This window comes from Sulfitobacter marinus, assembly GCF_900116285.1.
Taxonomy (GTDB): domain Bacteria; phylum Pseudomonadota; class Alphaproteobacteria; order Rhodobacterales; family Rhodobacteraceae; genus Sulfitobacter; species Sulfitobacter marinus.
Genome location: NZ_FPAJ01000005.1, coordinates 162,133 through 185,927, shown reverse-complemented (window position 1 = coordinate 185,927; position 23,795 = coordinate 162,133). Strand labels below are relative to the sequence as shown.

At 56.5% G+C, this 23,795-nt stretch carries 27 protein-coding genes; 9 read left to right on the top strand and 18 right to left on the bottom strand.

The window, feature by feature from the left end:
• Positions 1 to 17: 17 nt before the first annotated feature.
• Genes fliP through fliF form a run of 4 tightly spaced genes read right to left on the bottom strand, consistent with a single transcriptional unit; the run spans position 18 to position 3,618 of the window.
• Entirely contained in the window at positions 18 to 854 is an 837-nt protein-coding gene (gene fliP / locus BM347_RS14835) for a flagellar type III secretion system pore protein FliP (protein ID WP_093917276.1), read from the bottom strand.
• Entirely contained in the window at positions 841 to 1,287 is a 447-nt protein-coding gene (locus BM347_RS14830; RefSeq protein ID WP_093917275.1) for a FliM/FliN family flagellar motor switch protein, read from the bottom strand. The genes fliP and BM347_RS14830 overlap by 14 nt, the downstream gene beginning before the upstream one ends.
• Positions 1,274 to 1,936, bottom strand: a complete 663-nt coding sequence (locus tag BM347_RS14825) for a FliH/SctL family protein (RefSeq protein WP_175498595.1) — start codon at positions 1,934 to 1,936, stop codon at positions 1,274 to 1,276. Before BM347_RS14825 ends, BM347_RS14830 begins: the two co-directional genes overlap by 14 nt.
• A complete protein-coding gene (gene fliF, locus BM347_RS14820; protein WP_093917273.1) occupies positions 1,933 to 3,618 on the bottom strand; it encodes a flagellar basal-body MS-ring/collar protein FliF in 1,686 nt (561 codons plus the stop codon). Before fliF ends, BM347_RS14825 begins: the two co-directional genes overlap by 4 nt.
• 181 nt (positions 3,619 to 3,799) lie before the next feature.
• Between fliF and BM347_RS14815 the strand changes: the two genes are divergently transcribed.
• The 4 genes from BM347_RS14815 to BM347_RS14800 are packed head-to-tail and all read left to right on the top strand — an operon-like array spanning position 3,800 to position 6,249.
• The gene (locus BM347_RS14815; protein WP_175498594.1) at positions 3,800 to 4,318 is read left to right on the top strand and encodes a flagellar basal body-associated FliL family protein; all 519 of its coding nucleotides are present in this window, start codon (positions 3,800 to 3,802) and stop codon (positions 4,316 to 4,318) included.
• 2 nt (positions 4,319 to 4,320) lie between these two features.
• On the top strand, positions 4,321 to 5,262 hold the full coding sequence (locus BM347_RS14810) for a flagellar motor switch protein FliM (protein WP_093917271.1): 942 nt from the start codon (positions 4,321 to 4,323) through the stop codon (positions 5,260 to 5,262).
• Positions 5,243 to 5,623, top strand: a complete 381-nt coding sequence (locus BM347_RS14805; protein WP_093917270.1) for a hypothetical protein — start codon at positions 5,243 to 5,245, stop codon at positions 5,621 to 5,623. Before BM347_RS14810 ends, BM347_RS14805 begins: the two co-directional genes overlap by 20 nt.
• Positions 5,620 to 6,249, top strand: a complete 630-nt coding sequence (locus BM347_RS14800; protein WP_093917269.1) for a MotE family protein — start codon at positions 5,620 to 5,622, stop codon at positions 6,247 to 6,249. The genes BM347_RS14805 and BM347_RS14800 overlap by 4 nt, the downstream gene beginning before the upstream one ends.
• A gap of 3 nt (positions 6,250 to 6,252) precedes the next feature.
• Here the strand turns inward: BM347_RS14800 and BM347_RS14795 are convergent, their stop codons facing one another.
• Genes BM347_RS14795 through flgB form a run of 8 tightly spaced genes read right to left on the bottom strand, consistent with a single transcriptional unit; the run spans position 6,253 to position 12,477 of the window.
• Entirely contained in the window at positions 6,253 to 7,371 is a 1,119-nt protein-coding gene (locus BM347_RS14795) for an EscU/YscU/HrcU family type III secretion system export apparatus switch protein (protein WP_093917268.1), read from the bottom strand.
• 4 nt (positions 7,372 to 7,375) lie between these two features.
• Positions 7,376 to 8,131: a flagellar biosynthetic protein FliR gene (locus BM347_RS14790; protein ID WP_093917267.1), complete on the bottom strand. Its 756-nt coding sequence runs from the start codon at positions 8,129 to 8,131 to the stop codon at positions 7,376 to 7,378.
• A gap of 3 nt (positions 8,132 to 8,134) precedes the next feature.
• Complete coding sequence (flhA, locus tag BM347_RS14785) at positions 8,135 to 10,219, bottom strand: flagellar biosynthesis protein FlhA (RefSeq protein WP_093917266.1); 2,085 nt, start codon at positions 10,217 to 10,219, stop codon at positions 8,135 to 8,137.
• A complete protein-coding gene (locus tag BM347_RS14780; RefSeq protein ID WP_093917265.1) occupies positions 10,216 to 11,049 on the bottom strand; it encodes a lytic transglycosylase domain-containing protein in 834 nt (277 codons plus the stop codon). The genes flhA and BM347_RS14780 overlap by 4 nt, the downstream gene beginning before the upstream one ends.
• Positions 11,046 to 11,315, bottom strand: a complete 270-nt coding sequence (locus BM347_RS14775) for a flagellar biosynthetic protein FliQ (RefSeq protein WP_093917264.1) — start codon at positions 11,313 to 11,315, stop codon at positions 11,046 to 11,048. Before BM347_RS14775 ends, BM347_RS14780 begins: the two co-directional genes overlap by 4 nt.
• 3 nt (positions 11,316 to 11,318) lie before the next feature.
• Positions 11,319 to 11,645, bottom strand: coding sequence for a flagellar hook-basal body complex protein FliE (fliE, locus tag BM347_RS14770; RefSeq protein ID WP_093917263.1), 327 nt, complete (start codon positions 11,643 to 11,645; stop codon positions 11,319 to 11,321).
• A gap of 7 nt (positions 11,646 to 11,652) precedes the next feature.
• Entirely contained in the window at positions 11,653 to 12,063 is a 411-nt protein-coding gene (flgC, locus tag BM347_RS14765) for a flagellar basal body rod protein FlgC (protein ID WP_093917262.1), read from the bottom strand.
• Positions 12,064 to 12,072: 9 nt separating this feature from the next.
• Positions 12,073 to 12,477: a flagellar basal body rod protein FlgB gene (gene flgB, locus BM347_RS14760; RefSeq protein WP_093917261.1), complete on the bottom strand. Its 405-nt coding sequence runs from the start codon at positions 12,475 to 12,477 to the stop codon at positions 12,073 to 12,075.
• Between the two features lie 68 nt (positions 12,478 to 12,545).
• Here flgB and BM347_RS14755 point away from each other — a divergent pair, with 68 nt between their 5' ends.
• The 4 genes from BM347_RS14755 (at position 12,546) to BM347_RS14740 (ending at position 15,658) form a co-directional block, all read left to right on the top strand.
• Entirely contained in the window at positions 12,546 to 13,889 is a 1,344-nt protein-coding gene (locus tag BM347_RS14755; protein ID WP_093917260.1) for a FliI/YscN family ATPase, read from the top strand.
• A 371-nt stretch (positions 13,890 to 14,260) separates the two neighbouring features.
• Positions 14,261 to 14,749, top strand: a complete 489-nt coding sequence (locus BM347_RS14750; RefSeq protein ID WP_093917259.1) for an RrF2 family transcriptional regulator — start codon at positions 14,261 to 14,263, stop codon at positions 14,747 to 14,749.
• A gap of 7 nt (positions 14,750 to 14,756) precedes the next feature.
• A complete protein-coding gene (locus tag BM347_RS14745; RefSeq protein ID WP_093917258.1) occupies positions 14,757 to 15,194 on the top strand; it encodes an ester cyclase in 438 nt (145 codons plus the stop codon).
• Entirely contained in the window at positions 15,191 to 15,658 is a 468-nt protein-coding gene (locus BM347_RS14740) for a carboxymuconolactone decarboxylase family protein (protein WP_175498592.1), read from the top strand. Before BM347_RS14745 ends, BM347_RS14740 begins: the two co-directional genes overlap by 4 nt.
• 91 nt (positions 15,659 to 15,749) lie before the next feature.
• Here the strand turns inward: BM347_RS14740 and BM347_RS14735 are convergent, their stop codons facing one another.
• The 6 genes from BM347_RS14735 to dgoD all read right to left on the bottom strand — a co-directional run bounded on the left by BM347_RS14735 (position 15,750) and on the right by dgoD (position 22,733).
• Entirely contained in the window at positions 15,750 to 17,276 is a 1,527-nt protein-coding gene (locus BM347_RS14735) for a DUF5060 domain-containing protein (protein ID WP_093917256.1), read from the bottom strand.
• Entirely contained in the window at positions 17,273 to 18,370 is a 1,098-nt protein-coding gene (locus tag BM347_RS14730; protein ID WP_093917255.1) for an ABC transporter ATP-binding protein, read from the bottom strand. The genes BM347_RS14735 and BM347_RS14730 overlap by 4 nt, the downstream gene beginning before the upstream one ends.
• A gap of 45 nt (positions 18,371 to 18,415) precedes the next feature.
• The gene (locus BM347_RS14725; RefSeq protein WP_093917254.1) at positions 18,416 to 19,267 is read right to left on the bottom strand and encodes a carbohydrate ABC transporter permease; all 852 of its coding nucleotides are present in this window, start codon (positions 19,265 to 19,267) and stop codon (positions 18,416 to 18,418) included.
• The gene (locus tag BM347_RS14720; protein ID WP_093917253.1) at positions 19,264 to 20,163 is read right to left on the bottom strand and encodes a carbohydrate ABC transporter permease; all 900 of its coding nucleotides are present in this window, start codon (positions 20,161 to 20,163) and stop codon (positions 19,264 to 19,266) included. The genes BM347_RS14725 and BM347_RS14720 overlap by 4 nt, the downstream gene beginning before the upstream one ends.
• Before the next feature lie 85 nt (positions 20,164 to 20,248).
• Positions 20,249 to 21,484 (bottom strand): extracellular solute-binding protein, encoded by a 1,236-nt coding sequence (locus BM347_RS14715; RefSeq protein ID WP_093917252.1) that lies wholly within the window; start codon positions 21,482 to 21,484, stop codon positions 20,249 to 20,251.
• Between the two features lie 73 nt (positions 21,485 to 21,557).
• Positions 21,558 to 22,733, bottom strand: a complete 1,176-nt coding sequence (dgoD, locus tag BM347_RS14710) for a galactonate dehydratase (RefSeq protein ID WP_093917251.1) — start codon at positions 22,731 to 22,733, stop codon at positions 21,558 to 21,560.
• Positions 22,734 to 22,945: 212 nt separating this feature from the next.
• On the opposite strand from dgoD, the gene BM347_RS14705 reads away from it, so the two are divergent.
• Positions 22,946 to 23,737: a FadR/GntR family transcriptional regulator gene (locus BM347_RS14705; protein WP_093917250.1), complete on the top strand. Its 792-nt coding sequence runs from the start codon at positions 22,946 to 22,948 to the stop codon at positions 23,735 to 23,737.
• Positions 23,738 to 23,795 lie beyond the last annotated feature (58 nt).

The window sequence follows — 23,795 nt, the reverse complement described above, 5'->3', positions numbered from 1 at the left end:
TCCTTTTCAGGTGCAGGTCATCCGCTGGCCAACGGCACGTAACTTTCAATCAGCGACCCGGCAAGCATGTACCAACCGTCAATCAGCACAAAGAAAATCACCTTGAAGGGCAACGAGATCAGCACGGGCGGCAACATCATCATCCCCGCGCTCATGAGGACCGACGCGACAATCAGGTCGATGGCGACAAAGGGGAGGTAAATCAGAAAACCTATGGTAAAGGCACGGCGCAGCTCCGAGATCATGAAAGCCGGTACAAGATGGGCAAAGGTTGCCTCTTGCGCAGTGGCGGGAAGCTCGGATTGCGCGGCCTCTTCGTCGGTTTTGGAAACGTTAAGGAACAATGCGTAATCCTGTGGCCGGGTATTAACGAACATGAAAGCCCGGAACGGGTCCGCGATCCTCTCGATCGCCTGTTCTTCGGCCAATGTGTTGTTCAACAGCGGGACAACGCCGCCTTCATACGCGTCCTCAAACACCGGTTGCATCACGAAAAAAGTCATGAACAGCGCAAGTGACGTCAGCACGATATTGGGTGGTGTCTGGTTCAACCCCAAGGCCGAACGCAGCATCGAAAGAACGATCACAAACCGGGTAAAGCTGGTCATGACAACCAACAGGCCCGGCGCGATGCTAAGCACGGTGATCAGGGCGATGAACTGTACGATCCGTCCTGACAGATTGGCGTTCTCGTCGCTGCCTTGGGCTGCATTGCCGACCACATCGGACAATGTTCCCAAAAAACCGCCATCCTGCGCGGCTGCTATGCCAGCACTGGCAAACAGTAGCAGTCCGGCCAGCAAAAGCCGGCCCGGCACAAAGCGCTGCGGATGATCAAGATCAGTCAGGGACATAGTCCTTAACGATCTGGGTCAGGGACACGCCTAGACGGTCCTCTCCGACTTTGACAAGATCGCCGCGCGCGACCAAACGGTCACTGACCATCAGATCAACGGGGGCACCGATTTTGCGGTTCAATTCCACAATCGACCCGCGCGTCAGTTCCAGCAGACGCGAAATCGGCATGCGGGCCTGCCCCAGCACGACCTGGACATCCAGCCCGACGTTCAGCATCGCGTTGATGCCTGCGCCGCCCTTCCCAAGCTGCGCGGCGTCAATCCCGTCTTGTTCCGTGTCTTGTTGATCCAGATTGGGAAACACGCTTTTGTCGGCGTCTTGATCCGGCGTAACCGGCTGGCCAAGCGCATCGGCAAGTTCGGGTGACGCTTGGGATTTCGTATCGGCGTCAGCGTTGGTTTTGGGGGTTTGCTTGTCAGGCTTGTCCATGTCCGTCCTTATCCTTCTGGGCATTTATCGCCCGTTGATGAGTATCGCGAAGTTCGGCCAAAAGCCGGTCGCAGATTTTCTGGAAACCGTAATCGAGACCGCCGTGGTCCCATTCCATTCGGGCATCGCCTGCATGCAGTTCAGGATCGGCCTGCAGCTCCAGCGCATGATCACATTGATGTTGTGCGGCCTGCATACGCAGTTCCGGCCCGATCTCGGCCAGCGTGTCAGGTGACAGCCGGACCCGAATGCGGCTTGATCCGATGGCCATCTTAAGCGACCGCATAGCCGTTTTCCTGACCCGTTCGGCGGACATGCGTTCGATGATCTCGGGAAAGATGATCTCGCAGGTCTGAAGCGTAAAGCCGACGACCTGTGCCACCAGCGCCTCGTGTCGTTGTTCGGCGGCGATGGCAAGGCGGGCCAGTTCCTGCGCCAGCATTTCGACCATTTCGGTCTGTGCCTTTTCCATCGTCTTGGCCATCTCAGCACGCCCGGCGTCGGCACCGGTCAGGTATCCTTCGATGTGGCCCTGTTTATGAGCCTTCGCAATCCGCGCTTCGATTTCTTCGTTGGTCGCGGCATCGGGGTCACCGGCCGTGCTGGAGCCGTCGTCATCAAAATTGCGCAGGTTCAATCTGCTGATCATTTGTCTTCCCTTTCGGCCAACCATTCACCCAGCACGCGCAAGGCTTCGTCTTCGTTGTTTTCGGCCAAGGCCGCGACGGCCTTGATCTGGCTGTGACGCACCGCACCATCGACCGATGCAAGCTGGACCATTTCACGGGGCGCTTCTTCGTCTGGGCCTAGCAAGGTGCCGGTCTGCCCGGCGGATTGCGTTCCCAGTTGTTGCGGCGCATTTTGGTTGGGCAGGGCGCGTTGTTTGGGCTCTGGCCCGGTAAGCAACGCAGCATCCGCGCCAGCCCCCGCCAAAGCCGGGGTAAGCGTTGCGGCATCAAGAACCATGCGCAAGGGTTTGGCCCCGAGCACCATGATGATAGAAACCAAGGCCAGCCCAAAGACTGCGCGCAGGATCGACATGGTATTATCCGCCAGAATAGCCATGATACTGCGCCCCACGGGGGTGTTGAACTCGGCATCGAAATCCAGAAATTGCAGGGTATCGACCTGAACCTGATCGCCGCGCGTCTCGTCAAAGCCGATGGCGGTGCTGACCAATTGCTTCAGGCGCTGCATTTCTTCTTGGGAACGTTCGATGTAACCCTCAGTGCCGTCGGGCAGGGTGCCGTAGCTGCCATTGACCAAGACGGCGACGGATATCCTTTCGATATCACCGGGTTCGCGGACCACTTCGCTTTGGACCGACCCGATTTCATAGTTGATGACTTCGTCGTTTTCACTGCGGGTGGATTGCCCGCCAGCCCCGGGGCCGTCTTCGCGCAACTCGTCTGGGATGTTGTTGGCCACGTCCACGGTGCCTTCTGCGGGGTCCGTTTCGTTCGAGTTGCGAACGCGGGTTTCGATCGAACGGGCGACCTGCTGGTTGGGGTCAAAGCTGCGCGACACGCGGACTTCGCGTTCTGTTGTCAGGTCGACGCTGACCCGCACACGGGTGTTGCCGGGGCCGACGCGGGCGTTCAAGATGGCCTCTACCTTTTGGGCCAACTGCTCTTCGATCATGCCCCGTTGGCTTTGCAACGAGAAATCAGATGTCCCGCCGTCTTCCTTGGCTAGGATCGTCTCGCCCGAGGCCGAAAGCACGGTGACGTCTTGTGCATCAAGGTCAGCCACAGCCGAGGCGACCAGCGCCTGAATGGCCTGCGCCTGCCTGCGGGTCATGGTGGTGTTGGCCTGCGACCGGACGATGACCGATCCGCTGGCCTCTGGCCGTGACCGCGAAAAAGCAGCCCGTTCCGGCAGGACCAGATGAACACGTGCGGCCGTGATGCCATTGATGGTTTGAATGGAACGGGCCAATTCGCCCTCAAGCGCGCGCAGGCGGTTCACCTTTTGCATAAAGGAGTTCATCCCCATCCCGGACATGTTGTCGAAGATTTCCCACCCCGGCACGCCCTCGCCCGGCAATCCTGCATCGGCAAGAGCCATGCGCGCCCTCGCGATGTCGCTTTCTGCGACCGAAATCGTATCGCCATTGCGCGACAGATCGACGGAAAGCCCGGCCTGCTCGAGCGATTGCATCATCTGCGACGCGGTGCCGGGGCTAAGCTGGCTGTAAAGCGGGACAAAGGCAGGCGCGAATATTGTACGGGCACCGATGAACACGGTCGCAACAATGGCCAAACCGATACCGCCCAGCAGGGCCAATCTCCGTGGGCCTAGATCTCTTAGGTTATCGACAATCTGACGCACATGTCCTCGCTTGGCAGTATGATGTCCTACTTCCTCGGATGACCCGCAGAAGGTAAGTACATATAGATTTATACTTGATCATCAAATAAATAAACATGTTTCTGTTGCATTAAAACTTGTTTTGAGATCTATCTATCCTTGTTTTACAAGTAATGTACAGGTCTTTGCCAAAGCTATGAAAGTGAAAAAGACTCTTGTCATCGTTGCAGTCATTCTTCTGTGCGTCCTTGCAGGGGTTGGCGGGGTCACGCTTGCCATGGGGTCGGACAAGATGTTGTCGATGGTCGGATTGGGCCAAGATACCCCCGCGGAGGAACAGGGCGCCGCGCAAGGCCAGGGCGACGCAGAAGCAGGTCAGCCGCGCAAGGCTGATGCAGGGGATATGCCGGTGATGCCTTTTCCAGAAATCATCGTGAACGTCACCGACACCGGGATAAACGGGCGTCACTCAAGCCGGTTTTTAAAGCTGAACATGCTGATGGTGTATGATGACACCCGTGAGGGGGCTGACCGGTTGTTGGCCCGCGAGATTTATTTGCGTGATACGTTTCAGGATTTTCTGCGCCAGCTGCATGTCAGCGATTTGAAAGGCAGTCAGGGGTTGGCCCTGATCAAAACCGAATTGCTGCGCCGCGCGCGCGCTGTGGGCCACACCGAAGCCCCGGTTGAAATTCTCATTGCAGATATGGTGGTTCAGTGAGCATGACAGCAACCCGGCCGGACGAAACACTAGAAGAAACGATGATCCGCGAGGCGCGTGAAAGCTTTGAGCGGCTGCCCACTCTTGAGATCATCATCGACCGGCTGCTTTTGGCGCTGATCCCGGATTTGAAATCTTATTGCACCATCGCACCTGAAATTGAACTGACATCGCTTGATTACATGCCCTATGAGGACGCGATGGAAACGATCCAGACGCCATCGCTTATTGCGATTGCTTCGGCCGATCCTTGGGACAGTCAGGTGGCCTGCGTCATTGAACCCGATCTGTTGTTTTCGGTGCTCGAGATCATGCTGGGTGGGCGCCGGGCATCGCCCAATGAATGGAAACCACGCGGGCTAACCGCGATTGAGCAAAAGCTGGGGCGCCGTCTGGCTGATCTGTGCTTAACTGGTCTAAGCAGTTGTTTTGCTGAAGTTAGCCCGGTCACGTTCACGACGCACACGCTGGAATCCAACCCAAGGTCGGTATTGCTGGTGCCGCCAACCACGGCAACGCTGCGTGTCCGGTTGCGTCTGAACTTTGAAGATCGCATCGGGCATTTGGCGTTGATCCTGCCCTATGGCGCGCTGGACGAAGTCAGCGCACAACTGGCCCAACCGTTTCTCGGTGGCCGGTCGGGTGGCGACAGCAGTTCGCGCCGCGAGATGAACACGCAAATATCGGGCACCACCGTGACGGTCACCGGTGTCCTGCGCGAGATGACGGTGCCGCTGCACGAAGTCCTGAACTGGAACCCGGGTGACATCCTTGATCTGGGGATGACATTGGACACGCCTGTGGTGGGCATGGTGAACGCAAAGCCGATGTTTGAGGCATCGTTCGGTCAACGCAGCAATGGCGCATTGGCGCTGCGGGTAATTCATTCTTTGCTACCAAAGAATAAAGAAGAGGGGATCGCGGATGCTTCCAGCTTTGATTGATGTCATTATCGTTGTGTTGCTGATCGGCACGCTGGTCTATGCCTATATTTTGGATCGACGCGTGCGCAATCTGATGATGACCCTGCGCGAAATGGGGCCGATGGTTGGTGCATTTTCCAGCGCTGTGGAACAATCCACCAAATCGGTCGAAGATCTGCGCAGCCTGAGCACGACCAACCGCCGTGTCGAACCGCCGGTGAAAAAGACCCGCCACGCGATGGCAGGCCGAGACACTTCCAAGGCTCCGGCCACGCAAGAGCCGCTTAAGGTGAAAAAGCAGGTTCGGGGTCAAACCTCGGTGCCGGGGAAATCTGATCTGGTCCGCACGTTTTTTGATGTCACCAAGGAACGCAAGGGATGAGCTGGCTTTCAGTGCCGAAACTTATCGTGCTGGGGTTAGGCATGACTGCGGTGTTGAAGCTGTCCGTTGGGCTGCTCCCGATGGCGGCGACAGCACAAACCCCCGCCAGCAATGCGCCTTTGTCTCTCGATATTGACCCGCCTGCGCAGGCCAAGATCTATGATTCCACGGCCCCCGGCAGCAGCGGGATGTGCGAACCCAGTCACGTGATTGCCGAAGCGATCGCCGAAGAACGCGCTCTTCTTAACGAGCAGCGACAGGCCGTCGCAGATAGCGAAGCGCGCCTGACCCTCGCGCAGGAAAGCCTGAAGGCCGAACAGCTGCGCCTGGCCAAGGTACGTGATGAAATCAGTGCCCAGTTGCAGTTGATCCAAGATGCCAACGCGCAGGACATGACCAAACTGGTGGAGCTTTACCGCAACATGAAACCGCAGGTGGCTGCGGGCATTATGGATGAAATTGACGTCGAAACCGCCGTTCAGGTGATCGGGGCCATGCCCGAACGCGATGCGGCCCAGATTATGGGGGCCTTTAGTCTGGTCCGTGCGCGATTGATCACCAAAATCATTCTTGAACGGTCCAAGCTACCGGCTGACAGAAACCTTGAAGGGTTGCGTCTGCGCTAAATGCTAGTCCTCGCGCAGGCTTGACCCCTCTGGCGGCTTGCGCCGCACATTCCGCCGCATGTCCATCACAAAGCCAATGATTTCCGCCACCGCTTGCCAATGTTCCATCGGGATACGTTGATCGACCTCAACGGTCGCGTGCAGCGCCCGTGCGAGAGGACGGTTTTCGATCATCGGGATGTCGTTTTCGCGGGCCAGTTCGCGGATGCGATGTGCCATCACGTCGGCCCCTTTTGCCACGCAGACCGGGACATCATCCTGCCCCTGCTCGTATTTCAGTGCCACGGCGAAATGTGTCGGATTGGTCAGAATAACGCTGGCGGTGGGGACCGCTTGCGCAATGCGCTGGCGCGCGCGTGCCCGACGCAAATCGGCGCGTCTGGCACGAATATGCGGGTCGCCTTCGCTGTCTTTATGCTCGTCGCGGACTTGCTTCAGGCTCATCATTTGTTTTTTCTTCCACTGGGCGCGTTTCCAGATGATGTCAGCCAGCGCAATGGGAACCAGAAACACAGTTGTAGCGATGAAAATCCAACGCACCTTATGCAGGGTCATCTGTGCCAGGCTTTCGGGCACCAACCCTTGGGCCTGCCCCAACTGTTGCGCCACGTCGATCACGGCCCAAATGGTGAGCGCACCGATCACTAGAACTTTGCCCGTGTTCTTGAGGAATTCCACAAAGGCATCGACCGAAAACAGCCGTTTGAACCCCGATAACGGGTTAAGCTTTGACAGCTTTGGTTTGATACGTTCAACCGCGACCACAGTGTCGCCTTGGACCATAACGCCAAACAGGGCGGCCATCACCATGATGGCTGCGATCGGGATCAGTGCCAGACCCAGGGTGAACCCCAGCGTTTTGATCACATTGCCTGCCTCGATCACGCCCGTGTCGCCGGTGCCGATGACGGTGACGCCAGCCCCTAGCAGGGGGCTTTGCAATGCCTCGATCAGGCGGCTGGCCGATTCTGGCAGCACAAAGGTGAGGATCATCAGCAGCGCAAAGACCACCATAGCGGTGCCGGTTTCACGTGATTGCGGCACATCCCCTTTTTTGCGAGCGTCCCGTAACTTCTTTTCCGTTGGCTCTTCGGTGTTTGAGCTTTTGTCTTCTTCCGACATCTATCTAAAACCCATAGGTTGCCAGCCATTCCGCAAAGGGTTCAAGGAACCCGCGCATCATGGTCGGAATGGCCAGCACCATCAAAGCCAAGCCCGCAGCGATCAGCAAAGGCTGCGCGATAAAGAAGACCTGCAGGCTTGCCATCATGCGGTTTGCCAGCCCCATGCCAACGTTCAGCACCAGCCCTGCCACATAGAAAGGGCCGGCAATCGACAGACCAAGGTAGAGGCTGTACTGAACCGCACGCGCGTATTGATCCATCATATCAGACAGCATGAAGCTGCCCGGCTGAAACAGCTGATATGACATCAGCAGCGATTCAATAATCAGATGGTGCAGATCGGTGGCAAAGATCAATGCGGTCGCCCCGACCAACAGCATTGCCGCCATGCTCGTCGCACCTTCAAACGCACCGATATTGGGGGCAAGCGCGTTGGCGAGCCCCGACATCAGCGCCACCTGATAGCCCGCAAATTGCAGGGCTGACATCAATGTTCTCGCCACCAGACCAATCCACAACCCGATGGTGACCTCAGCCCCAAAGATCAACAGCAGGGCCGCCGGGCGGTCTTCGCTGATCGGCCCCACGCCGGTGGCCGGGTACAGTGCGGCGCTGAGGACAAGGCCGAAAAGCAACCGCTGGCGGACGGGGACCGTTTGTTCGCCAAAGGCGGGCATAAACAGCAAAGCGCCCCCAAGCCGCGCGAAGACCACAAAATACCCCAGCAGTGCGTCGGATATAAAGGCAGAGAGATCCACAGCTTAGGTTCCGATGGTGGCGACCGTCCGCAGTGACACTTTGCGGTGCACTTCGGCGTTGGAAATAACCGGCGTCATCGGGCTGACCCGTTCCAGCATGGACCGCACATAGGTTCGGGCCTCGGGGTTAACCATCAACGCGGGCCAGGCGTCATCGCTGGCAAAGCGTTGGATTTGTTGGCGGGCTTGCAGCACGAATTCCTGCACCCGTTTCGGGGACATCACAAATGTGCGGTCGTCACCGACGATTTTCACTGCCTCGATAAACTCGGTCTCCCAGGCGGGCGACAGGGTGATGACCGGCACGAACCCCTGATCATCGGCCAGCCCTTGGCAAATCTGGCTGGACAGGCGGCGGCGCACGGTTTCAAGGATCAAGGCTGGCTTGCTGGTTTGCCGCGTGGCTTCGGCCATGGCTTCGACGATCAGGGGCAGGTTTCGAATAGACACGCGCTCAAGCAGCAATGCCTGCAACACTTGCTGCACCATGATCGCCGGCGAGGGCACAGGCAGGTCTGTCACCAGTTTTTGATAGCTGCGGTCCAGCCCGTCAATCGCCTCTTTCGCACAGCCATAGGTCAGCAGTTCGGCCATGTTTTCCTTGACCACTTCGGTCAGGTGCGTGGTGATGACGCTTTCGGGGTCAACCACGGTGAAGCCGCTGGCTTCGGCCTGACCGGCAACAGTTTGATCCACCCACAAGGCATCCAGTCCGAATGTCGGCTCGCGGGTTTGCTCGCCCGGCAGGTGCAGTGCGGCACCGTCGGGATTGATCACCATCATCTGGTTTGCGCGGATATCACCGCGGGCCACATCGACGCCGTGCACCTGAAATGTGTAACTGTTGATTGGTAACGCCGGATCATCCTTGATCCTGACCGACGGCATCGGAAAGCCGTATTCTTCTGCGAAATGTTTGCGCAGGGATTTTATCTTGCTTGGCAGCACCGCGTCAGGCCGGTTCGCCAAACCGACCAAGCCTTCGCCCATGACCAGCCGCAGGTCGTCCAGTCGCATTGGGTTGGCATCCACATCTGGGGCCGCTTTTTGGTGCTGTTCCAGCGCCTCGACGCGGCTTTTCTCGATGGCGGCTTCGGCGGCGGTACGTTGGATGAAATAGCCCAGAACGCTCATCGCGGCGGCAAGAGCGGCAAAGACCAACAGCGGAAAGCCGGGCAATAGACCAATGCCAAACAGCAGCATCGCCGCCATATAAAGCGCCTTGGGGAAGTTTGAGAGCTGGTCAAGAACCACCTCGTTCGCCGCGCCGCGTGTTCCGCCCTTGGTGACGATCAGACCGGCAGCAAGCGACACAACAAGTGCGGGAATTTGGCTGACCAGTCCGTCGCCAATGGTCAGAGAGGTAAAGACGCTGGCCGCATCGCTTACCGACATGCCCCGTTGCAAAACTCCGATCAGAATGCCGCCAATGACGTTGATCAAGGTGATGATAAGCCCCGCCACCGCATCGCCGCGCACAAACTTTGACGCGCCGTCCATGGCACCGAAAAACGCGCTTTCGTCTTCCAGCTCTTTGCGACGCTTGCGGGCCTCGTCTTCGTCGATCAGCCCGGCACCCATATCGGCGTCAATCGCCATCTGCTTGCCCGGCATCGCATCAAGCGAGAACCGCGCCGCGACCTCGGCGATCCGGCCCGAACCTTTCGTGATGACCACAAAGTTGATCACGATAAGGATGGCAAAAATCACCACCCCGATGACGAAGTTGTTGGCGACGATGAATTTGGAAAATCCTTGGATCACATCGCCCGCAGCATGCAAACCGGTATGGCCCTGACTAAGGATCAACCGTGTCGAGGCCACGTTAAGCGACAGCCGCAGCATGGTGGTAACCAGCAGCAATGTGGGAAAGGAGTTGAACTGCAACGGCGACGGAATCCACAGCGCGACCATGAAAATCAGCACGCTCAGCGATAGCGACAGCGCCAACCCCAAATCCAGTAGGATCGGGGGAAGTGGCAGGAACAGGACGGCCAACACCAGCGCCATACCAACAGCAAAGCCGATATCTTTGTTGGCGCGCAGCAGCGCAAGGCGCGGCAGCGTGGAGGGGGGCGTATCGCTCATCCGGTTGTCTCGGACGTCATGATGGTGAATTGCGGCAACACCGGTTGAATGTCTTGCGCCGAATAAAGCGAACTACGTGCATTAGCATCCCCGCCCAGCTGCGCGCCCCATGTGCCCCGCGCCACGGTCACGCGGCCCGCAGGCTCACGGGGAACTACTGCACGTGGGACATCGTGATATGATCCCGTGGCATTGGCAAGCGCGACAAATCTGGGCAACCCGACATTCGCAGCCGAAATATTCTTTTGTAAGCGGCTTAGATAGGCATCGCGGTATTCCGGTTCAAAGGAATGATATGCCCCTGCGGCCTGCATCCAATCGCCTGTGCGCTTGTACAGCCGTTTCAGAAACCGTGCCGCATAATCGACGTTTACATGCGGATCGAACCCTTGGTCCGCAGTGGCAAAGGCATCGGGATGCCAGCGCAGATTAATCTGCATGCAGCCAACGTCGATTGATGCGACGCCAGCCCGCTGCTGCGAAGCGACCCATTCAACCGCGGCAGCGCGGGTGTCAAATAGCCGCCCCGTACCAGCGGCATTGACCGCAAAAGGCCAGACCGTGAAGTGACCGCCTCGCCGGGTGCCGGCTTCTTGCAATCCAATGGCCAAGAGCAAGTTGTCTGGAATGCCATGGCGGGTTTGCGCGGCCAGAATTTCGCGAATGCAAATGCCCATGCCGTCGCCCTGCGCGGGGCGGGTTGAGATTGCGGATTCGACCGTGGGTTTCGGGGTCAACCTATAAAACCGCGCCCAGCCATCCGCCGCCGCCGCGTTGCCCAGCAGCAGCGCCAAGAGCCCAGCACAGGTGAATGACCGCGCCCGCTTCATAGCCCGCCGCTTCCGATGAGATCGAATACCGTGTCCGACAGGCTTTTGAGCGTGGCATACATGAACGGGGTCGCAACCAGCAGTGTCAAAAAGATCATCAGGATTTTGGGCACAAACGTCAGCGTCATTTCCTGAATTTGCGTCAACGCCTGAAAGAACGCGATCACAAGGCCGATGATCAATGCAACGCCCAGCACGGGGCCAGAGGCCAGAAGCACGGCCAATACAGTGTCCGAGATTACTTCATAGGCTTGGATTTCTGTCATACCCTAGATCGGCATCCGCAAGATTTCCTGATAGGCTTCGACAAAGCGGTCGCGCACCGAAACGGCCACTTTGACGGTGGATTCCATTGCCAGCATTGCTTCCACCACATTTTGCGTGTCCGCCTCTCCGCGCAACCCGGCCTGCGCTGTTGCCTCGCCTGTGCGCACGGTTTCAAGTGCGGCCTCCGAGGCGCTGCGCACCATGTTGGAAAAGCTGCTTGCGCTGACTTCTTCGGCAACGCCTTCGCCCTTTTGGCCCGTTAAAGACTGTGACGTGCGATAGGCACCGCGAACGGCGGCAGAGGAGATAAGAGAGGCGGGATCGCTCATTTTGATATCACTTCAGCAGGTCGAGCATTTGGCCACGCATTCGGCGACCGGCCTCGAACATGTTCATATTGGCTTCGTAGTTCCGCGACGCTTCGCGCATGTTTGCCATTTCGATGATCGGATCGACATTTGACTGTTTCACATAGCCGTTTTCATCAGCAGCAGGGTGCGAAGGGTCGAAATCGAGCCGGAAATCAGATTGGTCGCGCCCGATGCGGCCTACTTCGACCAAGGAGGCACCGTTGTTACGGTCCACCAGTTCCGAAAAGCTGATGGTCTTGCGGCGAAACGGGTCTGCTCCGGGGGTTGTGCCGGTGGATTCAGCATTTGCAACGTTTTCCGAGATCACCCGCAGGCGGGCCGTTTGCGCGGTCATGCCGCTGGCTGCGATACGGGCGATAGACTGAAGAGGATCCATGAGTTTTCCTTACCTGCTGCCTGTGACTGCCATTGTCAGAAGATCATAGCTCTTGCGGTAGAGCTGTGCGGCCATTCTGTACTGATCGCTGATATCGGCGGATCGGATCGCCTGATCTTCCAGATTAACAGTGTTCCCGTCCAACGTCGCGGCCGTTGCCGAGCTGTCAGTAACTTCGCGGATGCCCGAGGCGTTCACGGATCTGCCGGAAATATGGTTGGCATGGGTCGTGACTAGCCCGGCATCGGTGGAGGTCCGGTTTTCCAGCATCGATTGGAACGAGGTCACATCGCGCGCCTGAAAGCTGGGCGTGGCCGAGTTTGCGATATTTTCCGAGGTGACCTGTTGCCGTGCCGCAAGCCATGTCATCCGGTCAGAAGCTAGGCCAAAGATAGAAAGATTAGACAAGTTCATTTTTTTACTACCCCCTAGTTAATTCTTGTATAGTAAATAATAAGCTTCTCTCAAAGAGGAAATTATCCATGCAAACCATCTTTTCTGAGCTGACAAGCTTTGCGCGGAACGCAGGTGACGCCCAAATCACCGGTGAAGTTCGCGCGATCACGGGTATTACGCTGACGGCGGTCGGGCTGGAACGGGTGCTTGGTATCGGGGATCGTTGCATTGTTTATGGTGCGGATCGGCCTGTTCACGCCGAGGTCGTGGGTCTAAGCGCGCAAGGCACCGAGCTGTTGCCGTTCGGATCGTGGCGCGGTGTGGCGGCGGGGGACCGCGTCGAAGTTGAAACCAGCGGCGATGTGATCCGCCCGGACGAAAGCTGGAAAGGTCGGGTGATCAACGCATCTGCCAAGCCACTGGATGGCAAGGGGCATTTGCCCGAGGGTAGCATAGCGCGCCCCTTGCGCGGGTCGCCGCCCGGTGCCTTTGACCGCAAGCGGATCGGGCCGAAACTGGCCACTCATGTGCGCGCGCTCGATGTCTTTACGCCGCTGTGTCGGGGTCAGCGGCTGGGCATCTTTGCCGGGTCGGGCGTTGGTAAGTCAACCTTGATGGCGATGCTGGCCCGCCACACCGAATGCGACGTGGTGGTGATGGCCTTGGTCGGCGAGCGTGGCCGCGAGGTGCAGGACTTCATCGCGTCTGATTTGGGGCCAGAGGGAATGAAAAAGGCCGTTCTGGTCGTGGCGACAGGGGACGAACCGCCCCTCACGCGGCGCCAGGCAGCCTGGACTGCGATGGCGGTTGCCGAATATTACCGCGATCAGGGGCAACATGTGCTGCTGCTTATGGATAGCGTCACACGTTTCGCCATGGCGCAGCGCGAGATCGGCCTTGCCTCGCGCGAGCCACCAACGGCAAAGGGTTATCCACCGACCGTATTTTCCGAATTGCCCCAGATGCTAGAACGCGCCGGGCCTGGGCCCGAAGGCAAAGGCGACATTACTGCGATCTTCACGGTGCTGGTGGATGGCGACGACATGAACGATCCGATTGCCGATGCCGTACGCGGGATCACGGACGGTCATATCGTTTTGGATCGGCGCATCGCGGAAAAGGGCCGCTATCCGGCGATCGATCTTTTGTCCAGCGTGTCTCGGACTCTGCCTGACTGTCACAGCGATCTGGAATTTACCCTGCTGAGCGCAGCGCACCGGGCGCTGGCTGCTCATGCCGATATGGAGGAGCTGATCCGCATCGGTGCCTATCGCAGCGGCAGCAACCCAGAATTGGACCGTGCAATTGCCTTTGCCGGCCCCTGCGAGGCTTTCCTGACGCAACGCAAATCAGAGCAAACCACCCCCGGAGAGGCGTTTTCGTCGGTGGCAGCACTGCTGGACAACGCCGGCATCAGCCCGGAAGCCTGATCTGAATGGTTGCGATAGACCGCTGGGCGCTTTGGATGAAAGCCATTTGGAACATATAAGGCTAGAGGGTTTTTGTTGAATTATGGTGGCCAGAAAGACCATGGAATTATTGTATCAGATTGCGCCAAATTCCCTGCTTTAAGAGATACTTATATAGGCTATCTGTTTCTTACGGCTTCATTTCGTTTTCGGGTATGCTGGCAGACATTGCTGCCGACGCATGCGAAAGTCGCAAGGCGGACAAAGTCGCCGTTGGAGCCACTCTCAAGAACGCCCGTTTCGAACACATTGCCCGACAATAGGTACGTCTTTCTTAGGTGCGGCGAAGGCGATTGTTGACAAATATTTAATACGAATCTAAATTTCGTATTATGAGAAAAGATACAACCGCAGAGTCCGCGCTTCACCTAATGTTATTGTTGGCGTGTGGGCCAAAAAATATCGAACTACCTGCAACCAAGCTTGCTGAGTTTCATGCATTGTCTGCCGGTGGCGTGGCAAAACTTATGCAGAAGTTAACGGCTGCTGGCCTTGTGATCGCGTCAGCTGGGCGCAATGGCGGATACAAGCTTGCGCGTCCGCCAAGTCAGATCTCGACACTGGACATTGTCGCCGCGTTAGACGGGATTGTTCCTGAATTTCACTGCCGCGAAATCCGGCGCGATGGGGTTTGTGCGAATGTTTCGGGGCATTTCACGTCGCGGTGTACTGTTGCTGCCGTCATGGACACGGCAACTCAGGCGTGGCGTGAAACCTTGCGCCAAGTTTCCCTCGAAGACTTGGTCAAAAAATCAGCACAAGCAGTAGACCCAAAACATCAGGCAGCAACCGCAAGCTGGATTGCAACCAACACAAGATAGGAACGAAATGTCGACACGATCAGAAAATGCAAAATGCCTTCTCCTTCACACGAGGGCAGAAGACGCCCATGATATGGCTGGGACCTTGGCCACGATCCACCCGGAAGCTGTTTTCGAAGATCAGCCCGTTGGTCTGCGGCTAGAAGGTCGGCAAAACGCTCGCAAGCACTATGAATTGTGGTGGAATGCCTTTGGCGTGCAAACTGAAAATGCCAGCCTGCATTGGGTTAATGATGATATGGCCATTGGGGAAGCCGATTTTGTTGGCACTCACAAGGGATCGTTCCTCGGCATTCCTGCGACCGGCCTGCCGATCCGGTTCAGGTTCACTGTCGTGGTTCAGTTCCGGGACGGACTGTTGTCTGGCGAGCGTTTTAGCTATGATTTGAACGACATTTTGCATCAGATCGGTTATCCTGCATTCAAAGTCGAGCATGCCGCGTGACCGATCTGGCATCGCCAAGAATCGGGGTTTTCACGAACTGGCCGGAAGGTCGAGCGGCGTTGGCTTCGGTGGGATCCACCACTGGAAGCCAAAGCGTATCCCCGCGATTGCTGGAAATTGTGCGACTATATTGTTCCGCCCTCAACTCATGCGGATTCTGTGTCGCAATGCATAGCGCGCTCAGCAGTTCGCAAGGCGTTTCTGAGGCGGAGATTGATGCGCTGAAACGAGCAGATCCAAGCCAACGGTTTTCTGCCCGCACCCTAGCTGCACTCGTTCTTGCGAAGAAAATGACCGGCCTAGACGATTCAAATGAGCTGTCCCACGCTGTAGCTGAAGCCAAAAAACACTTTGACGCACAAGAGCTATCCGTCATCTGCTTTCAAATCGCGGCGATAAACGCATGGAACAGGTTAGCAATCGCTGACGGGTTGGAAGCCAAACATTTCAAGCCAAGTAAGTAAGCGTGACAAGGTGGAAACAGGCATTCAACACGGATCGTAATTCTAGGATGCCGGATTTGCGGCCGGCACCCTATCGAACTGGTGTTTTGTCTTAGGCCCGTTTCCGCCGCACCCGCACACAGAGGTTTGGCTTGCCAGGCAGTTCGACACCAAAGCCCGCGTCTGCCTTGCCGCCAACCGTTTTCTCGGCGTGTTTGATCGCGACGGGCACATGCGCCTCAACCCGTTTGGCAGGTGTGATGGTCATGTTCCACGTATCGATTATATCGACCTCCCAATTGGTGCCGTCGTCTTGTGGCAAGCCGAGCGTCCAGGTCAGCGGGCGATGCTCGGCGAGGTAGATATATGTCACATCACCATCGCGTGCAGCACCCAGGCTGGGCCATGCTTGCAGCCCGTCGATTTCCTCGAATGGGGTCAGGCCGTTCGTCGCGTCTTCCTCAACAATACCGCGCAGGAATGCGATGCGCTCGGCACTTTGGCCGCGCAGCTCGCCGCCCTTGGCCCACCATAGCAGATCTTGCGGGTGCGAATAGGTTTCGCCGTGCCCTGCATAACCGCCCTTCATCACCGTCATCCAGAACCGATGCACCAATGTTTCAGCTGTAATGCTGCCCCAACACTGGACGATATCGCCCTCGTAATGCATTTCGTCATTCACGATTGGTTTGCCATAATCGGCTCGCCATTTTGCAGTGTCCGTGGTTTGAAAATGCTGGATGGACGCATGCGCCACCCAAGGCTTGCGGTGGTCGTAGCTGTTTTCGATATAGCCTTGGTGGATGGATTTGGGATGACGCGAAGGGTCCCCTTCTTCGATGATCGAAAAGAACCTGTGCCAGCGCGACATCGGTTTCACATCGAGCATAAAGTCGTATTCATTCGCCAGTGACCACCAGACGTTCCGATAAGCCGCAATCCGTGCCACAAGATAGCGCAAGTAGCGGTAGTCTTGTTCTTCGGTCCAGCGACAATGGCCCCAGCGATCATAGGGATGGAAAATAATCACATCGGCTTCGATCCCCAATGCGCCCAACCGCGCGATCTGGTTTTCAAAGTGTTGGAAGGCTTCGAAGTTGGGTTGGTCAGGGTCATATTTTCCATCCGGCTTGACGGCATATACATCATGCAGCGGATCGTTCTGGTTGTAGGGGTAATGCTTTGGAAACACGCACATCCGCATCTTGTTGAACGCACCGCATTCCAAAGATTTCAATGTCTGTTCTTGCATCTCAACCGGTTGGTGGGTCCATGCGTAGCAGGTGGTGGTAAACGGCGCATAGGGCGTGCCATCGGCATAGGCAAAGTGAAATTTATTTCGGACACCCACGGGGCCATGCACGCCTTCGCGGGCCTCGGTCACTGTAAAATTTGCGGTTTTACCGTCTAGATCGGCGACATCGGATTGCGTTGTAACGGACCAGTTTCCCGTCTGGTCGGGGCTGAATCGCACCTTGAAACTACCGTCTCCATCATAAAAACCCGGCACCCGAATTTGACGGTTTCCTTGCGAAAAGACCCCCCAGATTTCTGTATCCAAATAAGGATTGCCGGGGACATCTGCCTTGGCTTCAAATTCAAAAATGTCCCATTTAGCGACCTGTGTCGTGGCGTTCATTTTAGACTCCTTTCGGTTGGGTTAGATGTTGGCAGTCGGGCCTCGGTCACCGCATCAAAGAAATGTGCGTTCGGTGTTTTGAACGAGATCCGGATTTCGTCTCCGACGGACATTGCGACACGTTGTGCCAAAACGCAGGTCACTTCGTGGCCGGCGACATCGACCAGAACATGGGTGTCCGCGCCTGTCGGTTCGATCAGCTTGATGGTTCCGGGCGTGCCGTTTTCTGGATCGATCTCTATGTCTTGAGGGCGTACGCCCAAGGTAACGGGCGCTTCGGCTGCACTGTCGGGGCGCACGGCAAGCTCCACCGTGGCACCATTACCAAGGGTCAAGGAAGACGATCCATCCTGCGCGAGATGACCTTGCAAGAAATTCATCGCGGGTGAGCCCAAAAACCCGGCCACAAACAGGTTCACCGGATTATCATAAAGCTCAAGCGGGGATCCGATCTGTTCGACCTTCCCGGCCCGCAGCACAACAATCCGGTCCGCCATCGTCATGGCTTCGATTTGATCGTGGGTGACATATACGATTGTCGATCCCAGACGTTGATGCAGCGCCTTGATCTCAGCGCGCATTTTGACCCGCAGGTTTGCATCGAGGTTGGACAGTGGTTCATCGAACAAGAACACATCCGGATCACGCACAATGGCCCGCCCCATCGCGACCCGCTGGCGTTGCCCGCCAGACAGCTGCGAGGGCTTGCGATCCAGCAGCGGCGTTAACCCAAGCGTTTCGGCGGTTTCTTCGACCTTAACCGCGATCTCCGCTTTGCTCATCTTATTGAGCTCGAGTGAGAATCCCATGTTCTGGGCCACGGTCATTTGCGGATACAAAGCGTAGTTCTGAAACACCATCGCGATGTTGCGTTCCTTGGGGGACAGGTCGTTAACCACTTGGCCGCCGATTGAAATGGTGCCGGCGGTGATGTCCTCAAGCCCTGCAATCATCCGCAGCATGGTTGATTTCCCACATCCTGACGGGCCGACAAGGATAATGAACTCACCATGGTCAAACGCCATGCTCACGTCATGAACAACCTCAAGCCCGCCATAGCTCTTGTGCAGGCCATCTATGTCTAGTGTTGCCATTTTCTACGCCCTCTTTCGCGTGTCGTATGTGTTGAATTGCATGGGTCAGCCTTTAACCGCGCCGGATGTCAGCCCGCTGACAAAGTATCGTTGGAAGATGAGGTAAACGAGTGTCGCAGGAAGAACCGTCATCACGATCGCTGCGTTTAACTCACCATAATTGCTTGAAAACTGCCCTTGGAAGGACATCAACCCCAAGGGAAGCGTCCACATGTTTTTGTCCTGCAACAACACCAGCGCCATGGCGAATTCGTTCCACGTGGACACAAAATCTAGGATCAGCAATGCCGCCAGTACCGGCAGTGAAACCGGCAGGAATATGCGCCGGAAGATCGTGAAATGCGTAGCCCCATCGATCAACGCAGCCTCTGTTAGCTCTTTGGGGACGGCCCTAAAAAAGCTGTGCAAGATAAAGACCTGATACGGGACGCCAAATGCCAGATAGGGCAGGATCACACCGGGATATGTGTCGATCAGATCAAGCGAGTTCACAAGGTTGAACAGCGGTGCCAGCATCACCTGAAACGGCAACATCGCCCCGAAAAGAACGAACAATAGCAGCGCCTTGTTCCATCCCAGCTTGATTTGCGCCAAGGCGTAGGCCGCCATCGCCGAGATCAGCAGTCCCAGCGGCACCTTGACCAGCGTGATCACCGTACTGTTGAAAAACGTCTGGCTGAAATTGCCCTTGATCCATGCGACGCCAAAGTTTGACCATTCGATTGCGGATGGCACGGAAAACGCCGCTGTGCTGAATATCTCGGCCTCGGATTTCAACGCTGTGAAGGTGATAAAGACAACGGGGGTCAGCCAGACCAGTGCCACCAGCGCCAAGGATATCCAGAGGCCGATCAGCACCGGATCGCGCCGCTTCATGTTCAGTGCGGGGGCGATCATTGCGCATCACTTTCTTGTTTTTGTGACCAGCGCATGTAGGGGATCACGACGGCCAGCGTCAGCAATAGAAGCACCACCGACACTGCGGACCCACGGCCGTAATCGAAAATTTCCATTGATTGCGTAAAGGCCCAGAGCGCCAGCATCTGCGTAGATTGCGCCGGTCCGCCGCCTGTCATGCCATAGATAATGTCAAAGGCTTTCAGCGATGAGATCGTCGACAAGACCAGCACAATGGTAATTGTCGGCCGCAGTGCTGGCAGCGTGACATTCTTGAAAACCTGCCGCCGGTTCGCGCCGTCAATATGCGCCGCGTCGATCAGCGAACTATCCACGCTTTGCAAGCCGGCCAAAAACAACACCATCGAAAACCCGACGTTCTGCCAGACGTAAGCCACGAAAATAGAATACAGCGCCACATCTCGATCACCTAGCCAATCAACCGCCCAGGATGACAGCCCTAAATCTGCAAGTAACTGGGCAAACAGGCCAAAGAACGGATCATACATCCAGCGCCACATCGTCGCCACCGCGATCGGTGCGATGATCACGGGCAGATAATAGATCGCCCGCAATGGCGCGCGCAGGATCAGTTTCTGGTTGAGCCCTAGGGCCAATCCAAGGCCAAGCAAGGGGGGAATAACCACCGAAAGAACGGTCCAGATAAACGTGTTCTTGAACGCGACCCAGAACACAGGGTCGTTATAAAGGATATGGTAATAGTTGCGCAGCCCGACCCACTCGCGGTTTTCGGTGATCCCGTTCCAGTCCTGAAAACTAAGGATAAGCACGTCAATCATCGGCCATATGGCAAACATCGCGTAGACCCCAAGCGCGGGGGTCAAAAGCAAAATCCCTTGGGTGCGAGGGCTCCGGAACCGTGAAATCAACGTCATTTTATATCTCTCAGAACGACTGCCAATAATCGTAATTGGGTCCGCAAAATGGTCGTATTGCCATCCTGCGAACCCCGCTCAAACCTTAGTGGTTTGAGATGAACCCAGCCATTGCGTCGGCTGCGGCCTGCGGCTCCAGATCGCCAGAGGCGAGTTCATTGATCACACGGAAGTATTCCGTCGTGACATCCAATGGGAACGCTTGGTCACCGTTAACGAAGGTTCCTTCGGCTTGGGCAAACACCTCCAGCCATTCACGGTGCAATGCCAGCGCATCGTCACCCTGCTTGACGTTCTTGTTCACAGAAAGCGCCCCGAACGCACCCAAGTGGGCCGTCTGGAATTCGTCCGATGTGAACATATCAAGGAACTTTGCCGCCAGATCTGCTTGGTCCGATTTTGTCGAAACATACATGTATTCGGCAAAACCATACAAACGCCCGGTGCCGGTTGGGAATGGGAACAGGCCAAAGTTTTCCATGTCGGCATTTTCGTCAATGGTCGGAACGTGCCAGTCGCCTTCCAGCATCATCGCGGCCCGGTTGGCAAACCACAACGTAGTCGACTGACGGTTATCGATGCCCATGAACGGTTTCAGGAAATGATCATCCGTCCACCATTTCATCTCGGTAAATGCTTCGAGGGCGCAAGGCTCTGTTGCCCAATCCAGTTCCATCGCCATCAGGGCGTCATGTTTGTCTACACCACAGGTGGTTTCCAAAATAACGTCCATAAGACGCATGACGTGCCAGTTGACCGTGCCGCCAAAGGTAAATGCCGGAATGCCCGCTGCTTTCAATGCAACCGCGGCTTCCTTCAGTTCCTCATAGGTTTGCGGCTCAGACTCGATGCCCGCCTTCGCAAACAGCTCTTTGTTGTAATAGACAGCCTCGCCCGAGAACCGGAACGGGATGCCGTGTTTGCCTTCTGCGAAGCTTTCGGAGAACGCCTGCGATGGGGCTGTCAGGCGGTCAGACCACCCGTAGCTTTCATAGTATGGCGACAGATCGGTGCTAAGCCCGGCCTGCACATATTCCCCGCCAAGGCCCAGACCGGCCCAGTAGGCATAGATATCCGGACCAGTATCGGACCCGGCAGCGACCCGCAGCGCGGTTTTGTGTTCGTCGGTGCCGCGCATCACAATTTCCACGTCCACGCCGGGCATCAGCGCCTCGAACTCGGCCTCGGCCGCTGTCAGTGCGGACACTTGCCGGTCAGATGTGTAGTTGATCGTCCAGATTGTCAGTTCTTCAGCGCTAAGCGAAGTGCCGCACAACAAAAGTGCCGCCGCAGAGCCTTTAAGTAATGTCGTAGCTTTCATCTTCTCTCTCTCCCTTGTTATTCGTCTTGTCGTTTTCACCCGGCCTAAGCATGTGAATGCGCAGCCGCGTGAGTCACCAATTGGCGATAGTTCCGTCCTCCAAGATCGCATCCATTGCCAGTATATGTTCTGGCTTAAACGGATGTTTTGCCGCCTCTCTTTCGTCAATTTCGATACCTGACCCGGGCGCATCGGGAATATCCCAAGCACCATTTGTTAGCTTGATCGGATAGGTCGCGCAGATGTCCTCGAACCATGGCACAACGCCGACGCATTCTTCCTGAATGACAAAGTTGGTCGTCGCCGCGTCAAACTGCAGTGCAACGGCGCTGGCCACGGGACCCATAGGATTATGCGGACAAACCCCGATGCCCCGGGCCTGTGTGATCGCGGCAATCTTTCGACCACCGGAAAAGCCCATGCAATGCGCCAGATCGGGCTGCGCAAACGTCACAGCCCCCAGTTCGGCAAGTTCTGAAAACTGCGCAGCTTCAAAAAGCCGTTCTCCCGTCGCGAGCGGGCAATCAACCCTGCGTCCCAGCTCTGCCATAGCCTGTGCATTGCCCGGTTGGAGCGGCTCTTCGATGAACATCGGATTGATCGGGGCAATAACGTCAATATAGGCCTTTGCGGCCGCCAAACTTTCGGGGCGACCGTGGAAATCCGTCATAATATCGACGTCATCGCCGACCCTCTCGCGGATCGCTTCCGCAAGCTTGGCCACATGGCGGACGTCCTTTAGCGGCGCGTCATAGCCCGTGTAGGGCACCAGACCGACCTTAACGGCGTTGTACCCCATTTCGACAGTCGCTTGGATGTCGTCACAGACCGCAGATATGTCACTGCTTGGCACCAGCCGCTTTAAATCACCACGCAACGGGTGCGTATAAACCCGCACGTTGTCGCGCACCCGTCCGCCCAGCAATTGCCAAACCGGAACACCAAGGGATTTACCTTTGATATCCCACAGCGCCATTTCGATCCCTGACGCCGCACTCATCCCGATTGCGCCAAGATTCCAGAAGCTGAACCGCGACATCCTGTTGACCAGATGATCAATGCGCAGCGGATCCTGCCCCACCAGAAAAGGCGCGAGATCTTCAATACACCCAGTCACGGCGCGGGTCTTCCATTCCAGCGTCGCTTCGCCCCATCCCCACAGACCGGGCTGATCGGTTTCGACTTTTACAAAGACCCAATTGCGGATGAATGCATTGACGATAACGGTTCTGATTGCTGTGATTTTCATCAGACAGACACCAGACACGGCTTGGATAGTAATGCTGGCTTACTCCGGTGCATCAAATCTGTTGTGTCCCTTTTGCGCCCGTCAAAACCAAGGTATCGAAGATTGAAACGGCGGATTTTTACTTTAGCTTAAGATTTGCTATCATAGATACCATCTAGAGTCTAGATACCATCTAGAATTTGTGGATATGTCGACGGAAAAGGAAAGCTCGGATGATAAAAAATGTTGCTGCACGTGGGCTTAACTTTACAACGCCACTGGATGCGGGATCGTCTTTGCCGACCGGCGTTGCCAAAGAGGCTGTTGAAAAACTGGGCCGTGCAATCGTTAACGGTGACTATCCAGAGGGTGAACCTATGCCGATGGAATCAGATCTGGCTGATGCATTAGGCTTCAGCCGGAACACCATCCGTGACGCAATTAAGGTGCTATCCGGCAAGGGAATGGTTCGCACGGCGCGCCGCTACGGCACCCGCGTGCGCCCGGTCAGTGAATGGAGCCTGTTGGATGCTGACGTTATTTCGTGGCACAACGTCGCCCAGAGCGGCATCGGCAGAATGTTTGTCGAAACCACCGAGCTGCGATGCATCATTGAACCGGCCGCTGCCGAACTTGCCGCTGAACGTGCAACACCTGAACAGGTGGGCGAGATATTAAAAGCCGCCGACGCCATGTCGCCCGGCAGCATGGATGTGACCGAACTTTACGCGGCCGACTGCCTGTTCCATTGCACAATTCTTGATGCGACCGGTAACCGGATGATGCGCCAGCTGCGGCCCATCATCATAGGTATTCTACGAATTTCTTACGAATACGGCGTTCAAACCGACAATGGCACACCCGTTTCAAGAGAAGGCCACACCCGTGTTGCAGAGGCTATCCGTGACCGAAGCGGTGCCGACGCCAAGCGCGAAATGGAAAAGATGCTGGATGCAAACCGGCACACCGCGAAAGAGTACTGGGAAAAACGAACGTCCGGCGCAGGCACTACAACCGAAGAATGAGAGATATGCTCAGGCATTTGAGGGAAGCTCGCGACCCTGCAGTCCGGCTTTGTTGCAC

Bases quoted from the DNA above. Each gene is read 5' to 3' on its own strand.
- BM347_RS14805 (WP_093917270.1), top strand. From the start codon at position 5,243: ATGCTTCCAGCTTTGATTGATGTCATTATCGTTGTGTTGCTGATCGGC.
- BM347_RS14775 (WP_093917264.1), bottom strand. From the start codon at position 11,315: ATGACAGAAATCCAAGCCTATGAAGTAATCTCGGACACTGTATTGGCC.
- BM347_RS14730 (WP_093917255.1), bottom strand. From the start codon at position 18,370: ATGGCAACACTAGACATAGATGGCCTGCACAAGAGCTATGGCGGGCTT.
- BM347_RS14725 (WP_093917254.1), bottom strand. From the start codon at position 19,267: ATGATCGCCCCCGCACTGAACATGAAGCGGCGCGATCCGGTGCTGATC.
- BM347_RS14800 (WP_093917269.1), top strand. From the start codon at position 5,620: ATGAGCTGGCTTTCAGTGCCGAAACTTATCGTGCTGGGGTTAGGCATG.
- BM347_RS14735 (WP_093917256.1), bottom strand. From the start codon at position 17,276: ATGAACGCCACGACACAGGTCGCTAAATGGGACATTTTTGAATTTGAA.
- BM347_RS14825 (WP_175498595.1), bottom strand. From the start codon at position 1,936: ATGATCAGCAGATTGAACCTGCGCAATTTTGATGACGACGGCTCCAGC.
- BM347_RS14705 (WP_093917250.1), top strand. From the start codon at position 22,946: ATGATAAAAAATGTTGCTGCACGTGGGCTTAACTTTACAACGCCACTG.
- flgC (WP_093917262.1), bottom strand. From the start codon at position 12,063: ATGGATCCTCTTCAGTCTATCGCCCGTATCGCAGCCAGCGGCATGACC.
- BM347_RS14750 (WP_093917259.1), top strand. From the start codon at position 14,261: ATGAGAAAAGATACAACCGCAGAGTCCGCGCTTCACCTAATGTTATTG.
- flgB (WP_093917261.1), bottom strand. From the start codon at position 12,477: ATGAACTTGTCTAATCTTTCTATCTTTGGCCTAGCTTCTGACCGGATG.
- BM347_RS14810 (WP_093917271.1), top strand. From the start codon at position 4,321: ATGACAGCAACCCGGCCGGACGAAACACTAGAAGAAACGATGATCCGC.
- BM347_RS14755 (WP_093917260.1), top strand. From the start codon at position 12,546: ATGCAAACCATCTTTTCTGAGCTGACAAGCTTTGCGCGGAACGCAGGT.
- BM347_RS14830 (WP_093917275.1), bottom strand. From the start codon at position 1,287: ATGGACAAGCCTGACAAGCAAACCCCCAAAACCAACGCTGACGCCGAT.
- fliP (WP_093917276.1), bottom strand. From the start codon at position 854: ATGTCCCTGACTGATCTTGATCATCCGCAGCGCTTTGTGCCGGGCCGG.
- BM347_RS14745 (WP_093917258.1), top strand. From the start codon at position 14,757: ATGTCGACACGATCAGAAAATGCAAAATGCCTTCTCCTTCACACGAGG.
- BM347_RS14780 (WP_093917265.1), bottom strand. From the start codon at position 11,049: ATGAAGCGGGCGCGGTCATTCACCTGTGCTGGGCTCTTGGCGCTGCTG.
- flhA (WP_093917266.1), bottom strand. From the start codon at position 10,219: ATGAGCGATACGCCCCCCTCCACGCTGCCGCGCCTTGCGCTGCTGCGC.
- BM347_RS14720 (WP_093917253.1), bottom strand. From the start codon at position 20,163: ATGACGTTGATTTCACGGTTCCGGAGCCCTCGCACCCAAGGGATTTTG.
- BM347_RS14795 (WP_093917268.1), bottom strand. From the start codon at position 7,371: ATGTCGGAAGAAGACAAAAGCTCAAACACCGAAGAGCCAACGGAAAAG.
- fliE (WP_093917263.1), bottom strand. From the start codon at position 11,645: ATGAGCGATCCCGCCTCTCTTATCTCCTCTGCCGCCGTTCGCGGTGCC.
- dgoD (WP_093917251.1), bottom strand. From the start codon at position 22,733: ATGAAAATCACAGCAATCAGAACCGTTATCGTCAATGCATTCATCCGC.
- BM347_RS14715 (WP_093917252.1), bottom strand. From the start codon at position 21,484: ATGAAAGCTACGACATTACTTAAAGGCTCTGCGGCGGCACTTTTGTTG.